Genomic DNA, 12769 nt, shown 5'->3' with positions numbered 1-12769 from the left:
CGTAGAAAGGCGAGGGAACGGTTTTCCGCGGTGCCGTTACCTCTTCGTGCTTTTGGTCGGTACGTCGCCTCCGTCGTGCCTCTACTGCATCGCGTCCAACAGCACGGCGGCGGTGAACAGTTCCACGCCCGCCGTGATCGCCGTCTCGTCGACGTCGAAGTCACCTTGGTGGAGGTCGCGGACGGCGCGTTCCCCCGGGTCGCGCACGCCGAGCCGGGCCATGGCGCCGGGCACGTGCTCCAGGTACCAGGAGAAGTCCTCGCCGCCGAGGCTCTGCTCGGTGTCCTCGACGGAGTGCACGCCGCGCCGCTCGATCATCGCGTCACGCAGCAGATCACTGATCGTGCCGTCGTTGACGACGGGCGGCACACCGCGGATGTAGTTGATCTCGGACTTCGCGCGGTAGAGGTCGGCGACCTCCTGGACGGCGCCGTGCACCAGGTCGGGCGCGTCCCGCCAGGCCCTGAGGTCGAGGCAGCGCACGGTGCCGGAGAGCTCGGCGTGCTGCGGGATGACGTTCGGGGCGTGGCCCGTCTCGATGCGGCCCCAGGTCACGACGAGCCCGGAGCGGGCGTCGGCGCGGCGGGAGACCAGGGCGGGGACGTCGGTGGCGACCTTGGCGGCGGCGGTGACGAGGTCCGTGGTGAGGTGCGGTCGCGCGGTGTGCCCGCCGGGTCCGTCGAGGGAGACCTCGAGACGGTCGCAGGCGGAGGTGATGGGGCCGTGCCGCAGGCCGATGCGGCCCGCGTCGACCCGGGGGTCGCAGTGCACGGCGATGATCCTGCCGACGCCTTCGAGGGCGCCGGACTCGATGGCGTCGGTGGCACCGCCGGGCAGGACCTCCTCGGCGGGCTGGAAGATCAACCGCACCGGAAAGGGCAGCTGCCCCTTCTCCGCGAGGCCGGCGAGGACGAGCCCGGCGCCGAGGACGACGGTGGTGTGCACGTCGTGGCCGCAGGCGTGGGCGCGGTCGGGGACGGTCGAGCGGTACGGGACGCCGAGCTTGGTGTCGGGGATGGGCAGCGCGTCGATGTCGGCGCGCAGGGCGAGCATGGGGCGTGTGGAGGGCCGGCCGATGTCACAGATGAGCCCCGTGCCGGTGGCGAGGACACGGGGCTGGAGGCCCGCCTCCTCCAGGCGGGCCTTGAGGGCCGCGGTGGTACGGAACTCCTGGTGGCCGAGCTCGGGGTGCATGTGCAGGTCGCGACGGAAAGCGACCAGTTCGGCACGGAGCGTTTCGGGCAGCGCGCCGGGGAGTGGTGCCGCGGGTGCGGACTCCGCTCCGGACACGCCGTCGGACACCTCTTCGGACACACTGGACATCAGTTGGTTCACCCTCTGAAGGGTAAGGCGATGCAACGGCCAACTAACCCACGATCAACAAAAGTTCAGCCCGATAGGGGAAGAATTACTGGCCTCGTGGCGCATGGCCGCCGATCGGGATGGGTAGATTCTTACGCCGCCTCGGGGGATGCGGAAGTCGTCCGGCGCCTGTAGTGGGCGAGGGCGACCGCTGCCAGCAGGGGCGGCCACGCGATCAGCGGTATACAGCAGAACACGAGTAGGGCGGTTTACGCTGTTCCGCCCGTCACACCCGTTTCGCCCCCCAGTTCGGCGGCCTGTGCGTAGCAGGCCCAGCCCGGCAGGCCACCGGCCGTGAAGTCGTGCTCGGGTCGGCGGTGCGGCGTGGGTGGGCTCAGAGGGCGATCAGGCCCGCCTCGGTCCTGATCTCCGCCGCGGCCTCCCGTGCCGTCCGTGCGAACGCCGCCACCGCGCCGGTCTCCCGGTCCCTGCGCCAGACCAGGCCGTAGCCCGTCGGCTCCGCGTCCGTGAGGGGGACGTAGGTGACGCCGGGGCGGGCGAAGTACGTGGCGGTGTGGGCGGGAGCCAGGAGGGCGCCCTTGCCCGCCGCCACCAGCGTCAGCGCCTCCTGCGTGTTCGTCACGCCGGGGCCCCGGCCGATGGGGCGGCCGCCGGGGGTGCGGGGCGGGGCGTGGTGGTCGAGCCAGTAGTCGGGGACGTCGCCGTCGATGGTGAGGAGCGGCACGTCCGCCAGGTCCTCGCGGGTCACGGAGGGGCGTGCGGCCAAGGGGTGGGACGAGGGCAGGGCCAGGACACGGTCCTCCGCGAGCAGCACCGATCCGCCGCGCAGGTCCTCCTCCCGTACCGGGAACTCCGTCAGCTGCACATCGAACTTGCCCTTGCGCAGCTGCCCGTACGGGTCACCGAGGGGAACCTCGCACACCTCCACCGCCAGACCGGGGTGGCTGACGCGCAAAGCCTCCGTCGCCTTCATGACGATCTCGCCGGTGAGCGGGTTGGCGAAGCCCACGTGGAGGACGGAGTCGATGCCGCGCGCGGTGGCCACGGCGCGCTCCAGGGCGGCCTCGATGGCGCGGTGGTGCGGTTCGAGGTCGGCGCGCAGCTGACGGCCGAGCGCGGTGAGGCCCACGCGGCGGCTGGTGCGGATGAACAGCGGGGCGCCGACACGGCGTTCGAGGCGCTGCACGAGCTGGCTCACCCGGGCCCGGGACAGCCGCATGCGCTCGGCGGTGCGGCCGAAGTGCAGCTCGTCGGCGAGGAGCAGAAAGCACTCCAGTTCGTCGCGTTCCATCGCCGTACCCCCAGGTCGTTCCGCATCGGTCAGCCTGGCTGAACGAACGTTGCGATGTTCGCCGTTGTTCCGCGACCGGGCCCGCCCGAGGCTGACGCCATGAGCCAGAACCTCACGCCGCACGCGCACCAGCCCCCCGGTCGGCCCTTCACAGGGCGCGAGCGGATCGTCCTCCTCGTCCTCTGCGGCGCGATCTTCCTGGAGGGCATCGACATCGCCATGCTCAACGTCGCCCTCCCCTCCATCCGCGCCGACCTCGGCCTGTCCACCGGCTCGCTGCAGTGGGTCATGAGCGCGTACGTCCTCGGGTACGGCGGGTTCATGCTGCTCGGCGGGCGGGCCGCCGACCTCTTCGGGCGCCGCCGGATGTTCGTCCTCTGGCTCTGCGTCTTCCTCGTCTTCTCCGGGCTCGGCGGCCTCGCCACGGAGGGCTGGATGCTGGTCGTCGCCCGCTTCGTCACGGGCGTCGCCGCGGCGTTCATGACCCCGGCGGGCCTCTCCATCATCACCACCGGGTTCCAGGAGGGCCCGCGCCGCAACAAGGCGCTGCTCTTCTACTCCGGCACGGCGGCCGGGGGCTTCTCCATCGGCCTCGTCGTCGGCGGGCTGCTCACCGGGCTCGGCTGGCGCTGGGTGTTCTTCGCACCCGTCGTGCTCTCCGCCGTCATCCTCGTCGGCGCCCTCACCGTCGTGCCCAGGTCGCCGCGCCCTGACCGGACGGGGCAGCGCGTCGACGTGGCGGGCGGGGTCACGATCACCGCCGCCATCGTGCTGCTGGTGCTCGGCGTGGAGCGCGCCACGCACACGACGTCCGCCTGGACCGCGCTCACCGTCGGGGCGGGGCTCGCCCTGCTGGCCGTGTTCGTCACGGTCGAGCGCCGGGCGGCGATCCCGCTGGTGCGTCTGGGAATTCTGCGGAGCGGCCCGCTGGCGCGTGCCAACGCCTCCGCGCTGCTCCTGGCGGCGGGCTTCTTCGGCTTCCAGTTCCTGGTCGTGCTCTACCTCCAGGAGCTGCGGGACTGGTCGACGCTGAAGACCAGCTTCGCGATGCTCGTGATGGGCGTCGACGCGGTCCTCTCCCCTCTTCTCACGCCCCGGCTCGTGAACCGTTTCGGCAACGCCCGGGTGATCTTCGGCGGTCTGCTGCTCGCCGCGCTCGCGTACGCCCTGTTCCTGCCGGTCGGCGCCGACTGGACGTACGCGATGATGTTCCCCACCCTGCTCCTGCTCGGCCTCGCGTTCTCGCTCGCGTACGGCCCGCTCACCATCGTCGCCACGCAGGGCGTGGCGGAGAGGGAACAGGGCCTGGCCGGCGCGCTGCTCTACACGTCGTTCCAGTTCGGCGCGGCGGTCGGCCTGTCCATGGTGACGGCGGTCAACATCGCGGCGACAGCGTCGAGTTCACCCTCAGCCCTCCTCAACGGGTACCGGGCCGCGCTCTGGGTGCCCCTGGTCGCCGCTCTGCTCGCCGTGCTGGTCAGCGCGTTCGGGCTGCGGACGAAGCGGGGGGCGCCTGTGGTGGCATCGGGCGGGCCCGCCGGGGACCGCGCTCCTGCGGACGCTGCCGACGCTGTCGATGCTTCCGCGGCGCGCTGATCCCCTCCCCACGCCTCCTCACACCTGTTCCGGCGCCCGCAACTCGAACCACAGCAGCTTGCCGCCTCTCCCGAAGAGGTCGTCGCCGAGCGGATGGCCGCCCCACGCCTGGGCCCACTGCGCCACGAGGCCGAGCCCGCGTCCGCTGTCGGCCTCGTGCGGTACGGCCCCCAGTGACCCGCTCCGGCAAGGAGGTTTGTCGAAGGGAGCGGGGATGTGCGGATTGCTGTCCCACACGCTCACCCGAAGCCCGTACGGGTCGTCGGTACCGTGCAGCCGGAGGGCGGCGGGTCCTGCGGAGTGCCGGTAGGCGTTGGTGACCAGCTCGGATGTCAGCAGCTCGGCTACGTCGGCGAGTTCGGCCATTCCGTACGCGGGGAGTACTGCGCGGGAGGTCATGCGGGCGATGCGGGGCGCCTGGGGGTCGTGGGGCAGGTGAAGGGCGTACGACCAGGTGCGGGGCGGGGATACGGTTTCCATGTCGCCTCCTTGGGGGCGGAGTTCGGCTCGCCCTCTGCCGTGCCCTGGCGGTGGCATGCCGCGCCGTGCGGTGCGGTGCGCTTCCGGCTTGCGGGGCAGGGCAGTTGAGCGGTTCGAGTCACACCGTAGGCTTGTGAGTGGCCTATATTCCATCGATACGGAGTAAGGGAGGCCATAGCCACTCCTGTGGGTGACATACCTCCCCTGTTCCGGGCCCGAAGGGAACTGAATGCCTCCCAGCAAGACCCCCACGCTCCGCCAGCAGCGCCTCGGCGCCGAGCTGCGAAAACTGCGCGATCGCGCCGGACTCTCCACCGTCCGGGCCGCCGCCCTGCTGGGCGTCAACCAGTCACGCATCAGCAACATCGAGGCAGGCCGGTACGCGGTGGGCGCCGACCGCGTCCGCGTCATCGCCCGCAACTACGCCTGCTCGGACGAGGCTCTGATCAGCGCTCTCGTCGACATGACGGGGGGCCGTACACGTGGATGGTGGGAGGAATACCGGGGGCACCTGCCGAACGGCATGCTGGACCTCGCGGAGCTCGAACACCACGCCGACGCACTGCGTGTCGCACAGGCCTTGCACATCCCGGGGTTGCTGCAGACGGCACAGCACGCCCGCGCACTGTTCACAGACGCCGTCCCGCCTCGCCTTCCCCATGAGGTCGAGCACCTGATGTCGTACCGGATCAAGCGCCAGGCAGTACTGCACCGGAGTATTCCGCTCCCGTACACCGCTCTGATCCACGAAGCGGCACTCCACATGCAGGTCGGAGGCCCTACCGTCGCGGCAGAACAGCTCAATCACCTCGTGGAGACGAGTGAACGGGCCCACGTCTCCGTGCTCGTCATCCCGTTCGGCCGGGGCGCCTTCCCTGGCTCAGGGCAGGGGATCGACTACGCCTACGGACCGGTCACCCAGCTCGACACGGTCCAGTTGGACACCGATCACGGAAGCGAGTTTCTTGATGCAGCGGCCCAGCTGGAGCGCTACGCCGCAGTCCTGGACCGACTGGAGAAGCTAGCGCTCACTGCGGACGATTCCCGAGAACTGATCGCCCAGGCAGCCGCCACCCAGAAGTAAAGGAACAAAACCGTGCCCGAACTCACCTGGCAAAAGTCCACGTACAGCTCGGAAGCCTCCTCCTGCGTCTACATCGCCACCGCCCCCGACGGAACCATCCACCTCCGCGAAAGCGACGACCCGGACGTCATCCTCCGAGCAAGCCGCGCCCAACTGGGCGCCCTCATAACCAGCTACAAGGGCAGTGGCGCACAAGCCGCCCCGGTATCCACCACTCAGAAGTGATGGAACACAAAACCGTGACCGAACTCGCCTGGCAGAAGTCGACGTACAGCCAAGAGGCCTCCTCCTGCGTCAACATCGCCACCGCCCCCGACGGAACAACCCACCTCCGCGAGAGCGACGACCCCGAGGTCGTCCTCACCACATCCCTCAGCCAACTCAGCGCACTCATACGCGCCGTCAAGGACGCATCGCGCGAGAGGTCGCTGTGAGCCAAGTACGGGGCGCTGGCCGTTAAGGATGCTTCCGCGTCGACCGACGTCGGCGCCCTCGAATGAGGAGCCCGTTCTCCGGCTGCCCTCCGGTCGGCTGGTCCGAGGGCGGGACTGCGACTTCCCGGCGCCTAGGCCCAGTTGGCGAAGTACCGAACTATCCTCGACCGCATCGAGGCCGTCGCGCTCCAGCTCGCGGCGACCCGCGACTTCATCACCACCATCCTCCGGAGCCGGTAAGCAGTGACGCCCGTACCTCGACACACCTGGCAGAAGTCCACCTTCAGCCCGGACGGCTCCGACTGTGTCTACGTCGCCACCGCCCCCGACGGAACCATCCGTCTCCGCGAGAGCGACGACCCGGACGTCATCCTTCAAGCAACCCGGGCCCAACTCGGCACGCTCGTATGCGCCGTCAAGAACAGAGGAGCCGGTGTGCGTGCCCGGCGGCGGTGACTTGCTCGGGTTCACAGGGCGATGAGCCCCGCCCCCGTCTCCCGGAACCCGCACGCCTCCAAGTAGAAGCCTCGGAGCTTGTCGTCGAAGTCGACGTGCAGCCACTCGCAGTGGGCGTCCCGCGCGCCCCGTACGGCACGGGCGACGAGCCCGGCACCGATCCTCGAAGGCGTCCGCCATACGTACGCGATCACTTGGCGATCGACTCCGCCCAGGCCGCGGCCGTGGTGACCTCCGCCCATTGGGGGAACAGTTTCTCCGTGAGGGTGCGGTGGACGTCCGGGTCCAGGTCCAGGCACGCGTCCGACAAGATCGTCAGGGGGATGTCCATGTCGTTCGCGCGGCACGCGGTGTGCAGGACTACGCCGCTGGTGGCGATGCCTGTGAGGATGAGGCGGTCGATGTCGTGGGCCCTTAGCACCAGGTCCATGTCGCTGCCCGAGAACGCGCTGGCCCGCCGCTTGGTCACCACGGTCTCGCGGGGCAGCGGCGCGACGTCGGGGTGGATCTCGCTGCCGCGGGCGCCCTCCGTGAACAGGCCCGCCTGCACGACGTTGCGGACGATCGCGGTGGGCAGGGTGGCGTCCGGTACGTCCGGGCGCAAGCCCATCACCACGTAGATCACCGGTATGCCCGCCGTCCGTGCCGCGTCGATCGCCGTGCGCAGCCGCAGGAGGTATCCGGAGCCGTCGTCCGCCAGCTCCACGACGTCCCGCTGGACGTCCATCACCAGGAGCGCGGTGTTCGTCATGTCGCCGTCCTTCCCGTCGCCTTCGCTTAGCCTCCGGGGCATGACGCTTCCAGACATGCCCGAGAGCGATGAGACAAGCACATGGGCCAGCGGTGCCGCCGGGGTTTTACGGCTGCCCTCCGGGCGGCTCGTCCGGGGGCGGGGCCTTCGGCATCCGCTGCCGGACGGGGACCTGCCCGACTTCGGGGTCTATCTGCTCGGGAAGCGGCCGCCCGAAGTGGCTTGGGAGGCGCGGTGGTTGCCCTGGCCCGACTTTCGGCTGCCCCGGGATCGGGAGCTCGCGCGGGACGTGTTGCGCGAGGTGTGGGAGCGGGCCGCCGGGGAGCGGGTCGAGGTGGCGTGCGGGGGTGGGCGCGGGCGGACCGGGACGGCCCTCGCCTGTGTTGCCGTGCTCGACGGGGTGCCTGCGGCCGAGGCCGTGTCGTATGTACGCGAGCACTACGACCGGCGTGCCGTCGAGACGCCCTGGCAGCGGCGGTACGTCCAGAGGTTCGCCCCCTAGGCCTCACGCCGGTGCCGTATGGCGTACTGATGTCAGGCGGTGGACGTCGCGCGCCGTGCCCGTCACGCCCGACAGGAAGCCCTGGGCGCGCGGCGACGCCGTATCCGTGAGCCAGGCCGGGTCGATGTCGCAGACCGCCACCTTGACCTCCGTGCCCGCCAGGGCCAGGGGCAGGGTGTGGACGACGGTCGAGGGGAAGCTGAGGATCGTACGGCCGATGGGGCCGCGGCGGGCGATGAGTTCCAGGGGGAGGTCCGGGCGGACCACCTGGAGGCCCGTCTCGACGGCGAGCCGGTGGAGTTTTTCGGAGCTTTCGCGGCGGTGCGCGAAGTAGCGGGTCGCGCCGTGGGTGCGGGAGAGGGCGATGACCGCTTCGATGTAGCGGTCCGGGTCGACCACGCCCGTCTCCACCAGCGACGTGCCGACCAGGTCGGCGCCGCGTGTGATGCGGGGTGGGCCGAAGCGTTCCCGGGTCCAGGCGAAGGCGTTGGCCGTGACCGTCACGCCGTCCGGTGCGCTGTCTATCGGCATGGAGGAGAAGACCTCCACCGTGCGCGTACCGCCCGGGGTGAGGCGGCGGCGCGCCGAGGCCGAGACCGGGGCGAAGAGCAGGTCGCGGGGGCCGGGGCGCCCGCCCTTGCGGTGCCAGCGCTGGAGGCGTTCGCCGCGGGCCAGCTGGGCGATGAACTCCATCGTGGCCGTGCCGTCGTCGACGACGACCAGGGAGCGGGCCCGGGTGATCGTGAGGAGGAGCTGTACGTAGCGGGAGAACGGGTCGCCGATGACGACCCGGTCGGCCCGCCGCAGGGCGCCCGCGAGGCCGCCCACCGTGTGGAAGGGCGCCGACGCGCCGCCGCGCGCCTCCTCCCAGCGCACTTCGACGCCCTCGTCGCGGGCGAGCTGTGCCATCCGGCGCAACTGGCCGCGCGTCATGGGGTCGTTCGGGGAGAGGACGACGACGGTGAGGCCCCCGGCCGGGCCTGTCGCGGCCGCGGCGTGCGCCCACTCCAGGACGTTCAGGAGCTGCACCGGGCTCTCCACGAAGGCGAGCGTGGAGTCCGCCCCTTCCGGGGCGGTCGTGGTGTCGGCGGCTCGGCCGACTCGGGGGCTCATCGTCGTGTGTCCGTCTCCCGTTAATGCGGGTCGCGTGTTCAGACCGCGACCGGCTCGGCGTCGGCGGCGGTCTCGGCCTCGGCCACGACGCCCGCGACGCGGCGCAGCTTCTTCATCGGGCCGAGCTCGGACTCGTAGACCTTCTTGACGCCGTCACCGAGGGACGCCTCGATGGTGCGGATGTCGCGGACCAGGCGGGTGAGGCCCTGGGGTTCCACCGACGCGGCCTGGTCGGAGCCCCACATGGCGCGGTCGAGGGTGATGTGGCGCTCGACGAACGTGGCGCCGAGGGCGACGGCGGCCAGCGTGGTCTGGAGGCCGGTCTCGTGGCCGGAGTAGCCGATCGGGACGTTCGGGTACTCGGCCTGGAGGGTGTTGATGACGCGGAGGTTGAGCTCCTCCGCCTGCGCCGGGTACGTCGACGTGGCGTGGCACATCAGGATGTTGTCGGAGCCGAGCACCTCCACCGCGTGGCGGATCTGCTTCGGGGTCGACATGCCCGTGGAGAGGATGACCGTGCGGCCCGTGGCGCGCAGGGCGCGGAGCAGCTCGTCGTCGGTGAGCGAGGCGGAGGCGACCTTGTGGGCGGGCAGGTCGAACTTCTCCAGGAAGGCGACGGCCTCGGTGTCCCACGGGGAGGCGAACCAGTCGATGCCGCGCTTGGCGCAGTGCTCGCTGATGGCCTGGTACTCGGACTCGCCGAACTCCACGCGGTGGCGGTAGTCGATGTACGTCATGCGGCCCCAGGGGGTGTCGCGCTCGATGTCCCACTGGTCGCGCGGGGTGCAGATCTCCGGGGTGCGCTTCTGGAACTTCACCGCGTCGCAGCCCGCCTCGGCGGCCACGTCGATCAGCTTGAACGCGTTCTCCAGGTCGCCGTTGTGGTTGATGCCGATCTCGCCGGTGATGTAGACGGGCTGGCCGGGACCGGCCGTCTTCGAACCGAAGCGGCGGAGGCGGGAGTTGGCACCGATGGAGGTGATGTTGCTCATGGTGGGAACAGTCCTTAATTGTGGAGGGAGTCGAGAGAGGGGCCGAGGATCCAGCTGGCGATCTCTCGGATCGCGCCCTCACCACCGGGGACGGTGGTGACCGCGCGTGCGGCGCCGCGTACGACGTCGTGGGCGCTCGCGACCGCCACGGGCCAGCCCACGAGGGCGAAGCACGGGAGGTCATTGACGTCGTTTCCGACGTAGAGCACGCGCTCGGGAGCGATGCCCTGTTCCTCGCACCACTGCTTCAGTGCGAGGTCTTTCCGGTCGATGCCGTGCAGCACGGGGAGCTTCAGCTTCCTGGCGCGCGCGGCGACGACCGGGTTCTGTTCCGTGGACAGGATCAGCATGTTCAGGCCGCTCCTGCGGAGGGCCGCGATGCCGAGTCCGTCGCCGCGGTGCACGGAGACGAACTCCCGTCCATCGGAGTCGATCAGCACCCTGTCGTCGGTCTGGGTGCCGTCGAAGTCGAGGACGACCGCGTCGATGTCGGCGGCGGTCGGGAGGGCGGCGTCGCCTTCGGGGAGGTCCGCGTCGAAGAGCGGGGCGAGCGCGCGGGCCCGGGCGAGGTCGTGCGGGTCGTCGACCTCCAGGACGCGGGCCGGGTCGGTGCGGACGGGTTCGGTGCGGCCGAAGAAGCGGTGCTTCTCGGTGCGGAAGCCCGCCGCGTCCATGGCGTAGGCGGCGCCGGTCTCCAGGAGGTCCTGGGGGCGGTCCTGGCGGCGCGGGCGGAACGATTTGTCGTGGTTGACGCCGTAGCCGCCGCGGGCGTGGGTGGAGTTGGCTGCGAGGGTCGCGGTGGTGCCGCCCACGGAGTCGGTGCGGTGCGTGCCGATGCCCGCCGCGCCGTCCTCCGTCGCGTCGTCCGCCGCGTCGCGCCAGATGAAGCCGTGGAAGGGCGCCACCGTGACGGCGGTGTCGGCGCCGTGCTCGGCGACCGCGGCGGCCACGCCGTCGACGTCCTCGGCGGTGAGGAAGGGGCTGGTGCACTGCACGAGCAGGACGACGCCCACGGTCGCGCCGTGCAGCGCCTCGTGGGCGTCCATGGCATGCAGCACGGCCGCTTCGCTGGTCGCGGTGTCCCCGGCGATCGCGGCGGGGCGCAGCACCACTTCGGCGCCGGCGTGCCGGGCGGCCTCGGCGATCACGTGGTCGTCGGTGGAGACGACGACGTCGGTGACGAGCCGGGCGGCCAGGCAGGCGCGGATGGCGCGGGCCACCAGCGGCACGCCGCCGACCGGGGCGAGGTTCTTGGCGGGGACGCCCTTGGAGCCGCCGCGGGCGGGGATGACGGCGAGCACGCGGCGGGCCTGCGTACCTGCTGGGCCGGGGTGGGACATGGGGGCTCCTTGGAGGGGACGGGGGCTCACAGCTCGCCCATCCGGCGGATGACGGGGGCCACGCGCTGCACTCCGTGGCGGTACGCGCCGCGGGCTGCGCGGCGCACGATCTGCCGTACGGGGCCGGGGTCCTTGTCGCCCGTGGGGGCGCCCGGCAGCGGTGCGCCGTCGGGGCCGAGGTGGTGGCGGGCGAGGATGCCGGGCAGGTAGCCGCCGGCCGTGCTGGGGCTGTAGTACGGCGCGAGGGGCGGGAGGCCGCCCGCGGCCGCGGTGCCGAGGAGGTCGGCGACCCGTTCCCGCGCCGCGTCGAAGGCGTTCTCGTACGCTCCGTCGGCGGCGACGCCCTGCCGTGCCAGCCACCTCTCGTCGGGCACGGGCAGGTGGCCCGCGTCGAGCTGGTCCCAGGAGGCGAGGCACCCGGATCCGGTGAAGTGGTGGTTGCCGAGCGCCTCGCGCACCCCGAGGTCGGTGAGGACGGCGGTGGGGATGCGGCGGTGCAGGGATTCGAGCGCGGCCGTGGAGCTGACGGTGACCAGTAGGTCGGTGCGGTCCAGGACCTCGCCCATGTGCCCGTACACGAGACGGCAGTTGGGCGGCAGGCCGCCGTCGAGTCGCTGCGACAGCTTCTGGTAGGGCAGCTCCTCGATGTGCGTGGTGTGCTCGCCGGGCTTGCTGCGCAGCTTGAGCAGGACCTCGCGGTCGGGGTGCAGGCGGGCGTGCTCGGCGAGGCGGCGCAGGAGGTAGGTGCGGTGCGCGGCGGTCTCGGGGACGGAGGGCTGGGCGGCGAAGACGACGGTGTAGGGGTCGTCTCCGTCGCGCCGGTCACGCTCGTCGTACGACGCTCCGCCGAGGAACGGCAGCGCGGCCTCCGTCACCGCCGACGCGTCGGCGCCCACTCCTTCGTACACGGTGCGGAACCGCTCCGCGTCCTGCCGGGAGTTGGCGAGGACGACGTCCGCGCCGTGCCGCAGGAGGAGACCGTCGGCGAGCTTCTCGTAGACGACGCCGACGTAGCCGGTGACGACGACGGAGCGGCGCGCCGGGCCGCCCGTGAGGCGGGCGTCCTGCGTGATGCGGGCGAGTCCGTGCAGGACCGCCTGGACCGCCCCGCCCACCAGGGCGAGCACGATCACGTCGGGTGCGTCCCGCTCCATCTCACGCAGGAACTCGACGGCCGTGACCTCGCGCAGCGCATCCGCGCGCACGCCCACTTCCTCGAGCTGCCGGGGCGTGGGAGTGGCCCGGCCGCGGAGCAGGAAGCCGCTGAGCCGACTGTCCGATACGATGCGGTTCGCGGTGAGAGCGCCCCATTTCCATCGCGTATCGGAGTCGGCGAGTACGGCGACCCGCAGCGGGTTTCGATGACTTCCTTGCACGTCCCAGACGCTAGGAAGGCAATTCGATTCG

At 71.3% G+C, this 12769-nt stretch carries 14 protein-coding genes and 1 pseudogene; 6 read left to right on the top strand and 9 right to left on the bottom strand.

Going from position 1 to position 12769, the window contains the following annotated elements; genetic code table 11:
- Window positions 1–81: 81 nt before the first annotated feature.
- Together NOO62_RS25110 and NOO62_RS25105 are read right to left on the bottom strand one after the other, a co-directional pair.
- Complete coding sequence (locus tag NOO62_RS25110; protein WP_268775763.1) at window positions 82–1323, bottom strand: M20 family metallopeptidase; 1242 nt, start codon at window positions 1321–1323, stop codon at window positions 82–84.
- A 373-nt stretch (window positions 1324–1696) separates the two neighbouring features.
- Window positions 1697–2614, bottom strand: a complete 918-nt coding sequence (locus NOO62_RS25105; protein WP_268773110.1) for a LysR family transcriptional regulator — start codon at window positions 2612–2614, stop codon at window positions 1697–1699.
- Between the two features lie 99 nt (window positions 2615–2713).
- Here NOO62_RS25105 and NOO62_RS25100 point away from each other — a divergent pair, with 99 nt between their 5' ends.
- On the top strand, window positions 2714–4210 hold the full coding sequence (locus NOO62_RS25100) for an MFS transporter (RefSeq protein WP_268773109.1): 1497 nt from the start codon (window positions 2714–2716) through the stop codon (window positions 4208–4210).
- Between the two features lie 18 nt (window positions 4211–4228).
- On the opposite strand, the gene NOO62_RS25095 is transcribed toward NOO62_RS25100, so the two are convergent.
- Complete coding sequence (locus NOO62_RS25095; protein WP_268773108.1) at window positions 4229–4690, bottom strand: ATP-binding protein; 462 nt, start codon at window positions 4688–4690, stop codon at window positions 4229–4231.
- Between the two features lie 229 nt (window positions 4691–4919).
- On the opposite strand from NOO62_RS25095, the gene NOO62_RS25090 reads away from it, so the two are divergent.
- The 4 genes from NOO62_RS25090 to NOO62_RS25075 all read left to right on the top strand — a co-directional run bounded on the left by NOO62_RS25090 (window position 4920) and on the right by NOO62_RS25075 (window position 6664).
- On the top strand, window positions 4920–5774 hold the full coding sequence (locus NOO62_RS25090; protein WP_268773107.1) for a helix-turn-helix domain-containing protein: 855 nt from the start codon (window positions 4920–4922) through the stop codon (window positions 5772–5774).
- A 12-nt stretch (window positions 5775–5786) separates the two neighbouring features.
- On the top strand, window positions 5787–5999 hold the full coding sequence (locus NOO62_RS25085) for a DUF397 domain-containing protein (protein WP_268773106.1): 213 nt from the start codon (window positions 5787–5789) through the stop codon (window positions 5997–5999).
- Window positions 5999–6208, top strand: a complete 210-nt coding sequence (locus tag NOO62_RS25080; protein ID WP_321170601.1) for a DUF397 domain-containing protein — start codon at window positions 5999–6001, stop codon at window positions 6206–6208. The genes NOO62_RS25085 and NOO62_RS25080 overlap by 1 nt, the downstream gene beginning before the upstream one ends.
- 243 nt (window positions 6209–6451) lie before the next feature.
- Window positions 6452–6664, top strand: a complete 213-nt coding sequence (locus tag NOO62_RS25075) for a DUF397 domain-containing protein (protein ID WP_268773105.1) — start codon at window positions 6452–6454, stop codon at window positions 6662–6664.
- 11 nt (window positions 6665–6675) lie between these two features.
- On the opposite strand, the pseudogene NOO62_RS25070 reads toward NOO62_RS25075, so the two are convergent.
- Both NOO62_RS25070 and NOO62_RS25065 read right to left on the bottom strand, forming a co-directional pair.
- Window positions 6676–6825 (bottom strand): annotated as a pseudogene (locus NOO62_RS25070) (GNAT family N-acetyltransferase); the annotation flags it as partial.
- Window positions 6826–6854: 29 nt separating this feature from the next.
- Window positions 6855–7415, bottom strand: a complete 561-nt coding sequence (locus tag NOO62_RS25065) for a cysteine hydrolase (protein ID WP_268773104.1) — start codon at window positions 7413–7415, stop codon at window positions 6855–6857.
- 40 nt (window positions 7416–7455) lie between these two features.
- Between NOO62_RS25065 and NOO62_RS25060 the strand changes: the two genes are divergently transcribed.
- A complete protein-coding gene (locus NOO62_RS25060) occupies window positions 7456–7917 on the top strand; it encodes a protein-tyrosine phosphatase family protein (RefSeq protein ID WP_268773103.1) in 462 nt (153 codons plus the stop codon).
- A gap of 3 nt (window positions 7918–7920) precedes the next feature.
- Here the strand turns inward: NOO62_RS25060 and NOO62_RS25055 are convergent, their stop codons facing one another.
- The 4 genes from NOO62_RS25055 to NOO62_RS25040 are packed head-to-tail and all read right to left on the bottom strand — an operon-like array spanning window position 7921 to window position 12738.
- Window positions 7921–9030: a hypothetical protein gene (locus tag NOO62_RS25055; protein ID WP_268773102.1), complete on the bottom strand. Its 1110-nt coding sequence runs from the start codon at window positions 9028–9030 to the stop codon at window positions 7921–7923.
- Window positions 9031–9068: 38 nt separating this feature from the next.
- Window positions 9069–10022, bottom strand: coding sequence for an N-acetylneuraminate synthase family protein (locus tag NOO62_RS25050; RefSeq protein WP_268773101.1), 954 nt, complete (start codon window positions 10020–10022; stop codon window positions 9069–9071).
- 14 nt (window positions 10023–10036) lie between these two features.
- On the bottom strand, window positions 10037–11362 hold the full coding sequence (locus NOO62_RS25045) for an N-acylneuraminate cytidylyltransferase (RefSeq protein ID WP_268773100.1): 1326 nt from the start codon (window positions 11360–11362) through the stop codon (window positions 10037–10039).
- Window positions 11363–11388: 26 nt separating this feature from the next.
- On the bottom strand, window positions 11389–12738 hold the full coding sequence (locus tag NOO62_RS25040; protein ID WP_268773099.1) for a DUF6716 putative glycosyltransferase: 1350 nt from the start codon (window positions 12736–12738) through the stop codon (window positions 11389–11391).
- Between the last annotated feature and the right edge of the window lie 31 nt (window positions 12739–12769).

This window comes from Streptomyces sp. Je 1-369 (assembly GCF_026810505.1).
Classification (GTDB): domain Bacteria; phylum Actinomycetota; class Actinomycetes; order Streptomycetales; family Streptomycetaceae; genus Streptomyces.
The sequence above is the reverse complement of the archived record's forward strand: the minus strand, read 5'-3'. Positions and strand labels throughout refer to the sequence as shown.

What these genes read in the sequence shown, in the direction of transcription:
- NOO62_RS25055 (WP_268773102.1), bottom strand. Translation starts at nt 9,030, where the DNA reads ATGAGCCCCCGAGTCGGCCGAGCCGCCGACACCACGACCGCCCCGGAA.
- NOO62_RS25060 (WP_268773103.1), top strand. Translation starts at nt 7,456, where the DNA reads ATGACGCTTCCAGACATGCCCGAGAGCGATGAGACAAGCACATGGGCC.
- NOO62_RS25080 (WP_321170601.1), top strand. Translation starts at nt 5,999, where the DNA reads ATGGAACACAAAACCGTGACCGAACTCGCCTGGCAGAAGTCGACGTAC.
- NOO62_RS25045 (WP_268773100.1), bottom strand. Translation starts at nt 11,362, where the DNA reads ATGTCCCACCCCGGCCCAGCAGGTACGCAGGCCCGCCGCGTGCTCGCC.
- NOO62_RS25050 (WP_268773101.1), bottom strand. Translation starts at nt 10,022, where the DNA reads ATGAGCAACATCACCTCCATCGGTGCCAACTCCCGCCTCCGCCGCTTC.
- NOO62_RS25105 (WP_268773110.1), bottom strand. Translation starts at nt 2,614, where the DNA reads ATGGAACGCGACGAACTGGAGTGCTTTCTGCTCCTCGCCGACGAGCTG.
- NOO62_RS25095 (WP_268773108.1), bottom strand. Translation starts at nt 4,690, where the DNA reads ATGGAAACCGTATCCCCGCCCCGCACCTGGTCGTACGCCCTTCACCTG.
- NOO62_RS25090 (WP_268773107.1), top strand. Translation starts at nt 4,920, where the DNA reads ATGCCTCCCAGCAAGACCCCCACGCTCCGCCAGCAGCGCCTCGGCGCC.
- NOO62_RS25110 (WP_268775763.1), bottom strand. Translation starts at nt 1,323, where the DNA reads ATGTCCAGTGTGTCCGAAGAGGTGTCCGACGGCGTGTCCGGAGCGGAG.
- NOO62_RS25100 (WP_268773109.1), top strand. Translation starts at nt 2,714, where the DNA reads ATGAGCCAGAACCTCACGCCGCACGCGCACCAGCCCCCCGGTCGGCCC.
- NOO62_RS25065 (WP_268773104.1), bottom strand. Translation starts at nt 7,415, where the DNA reads ATGACGAACACCGCGCTCCTGGTGATGGACGTCCAGCGGGACGTCGTG.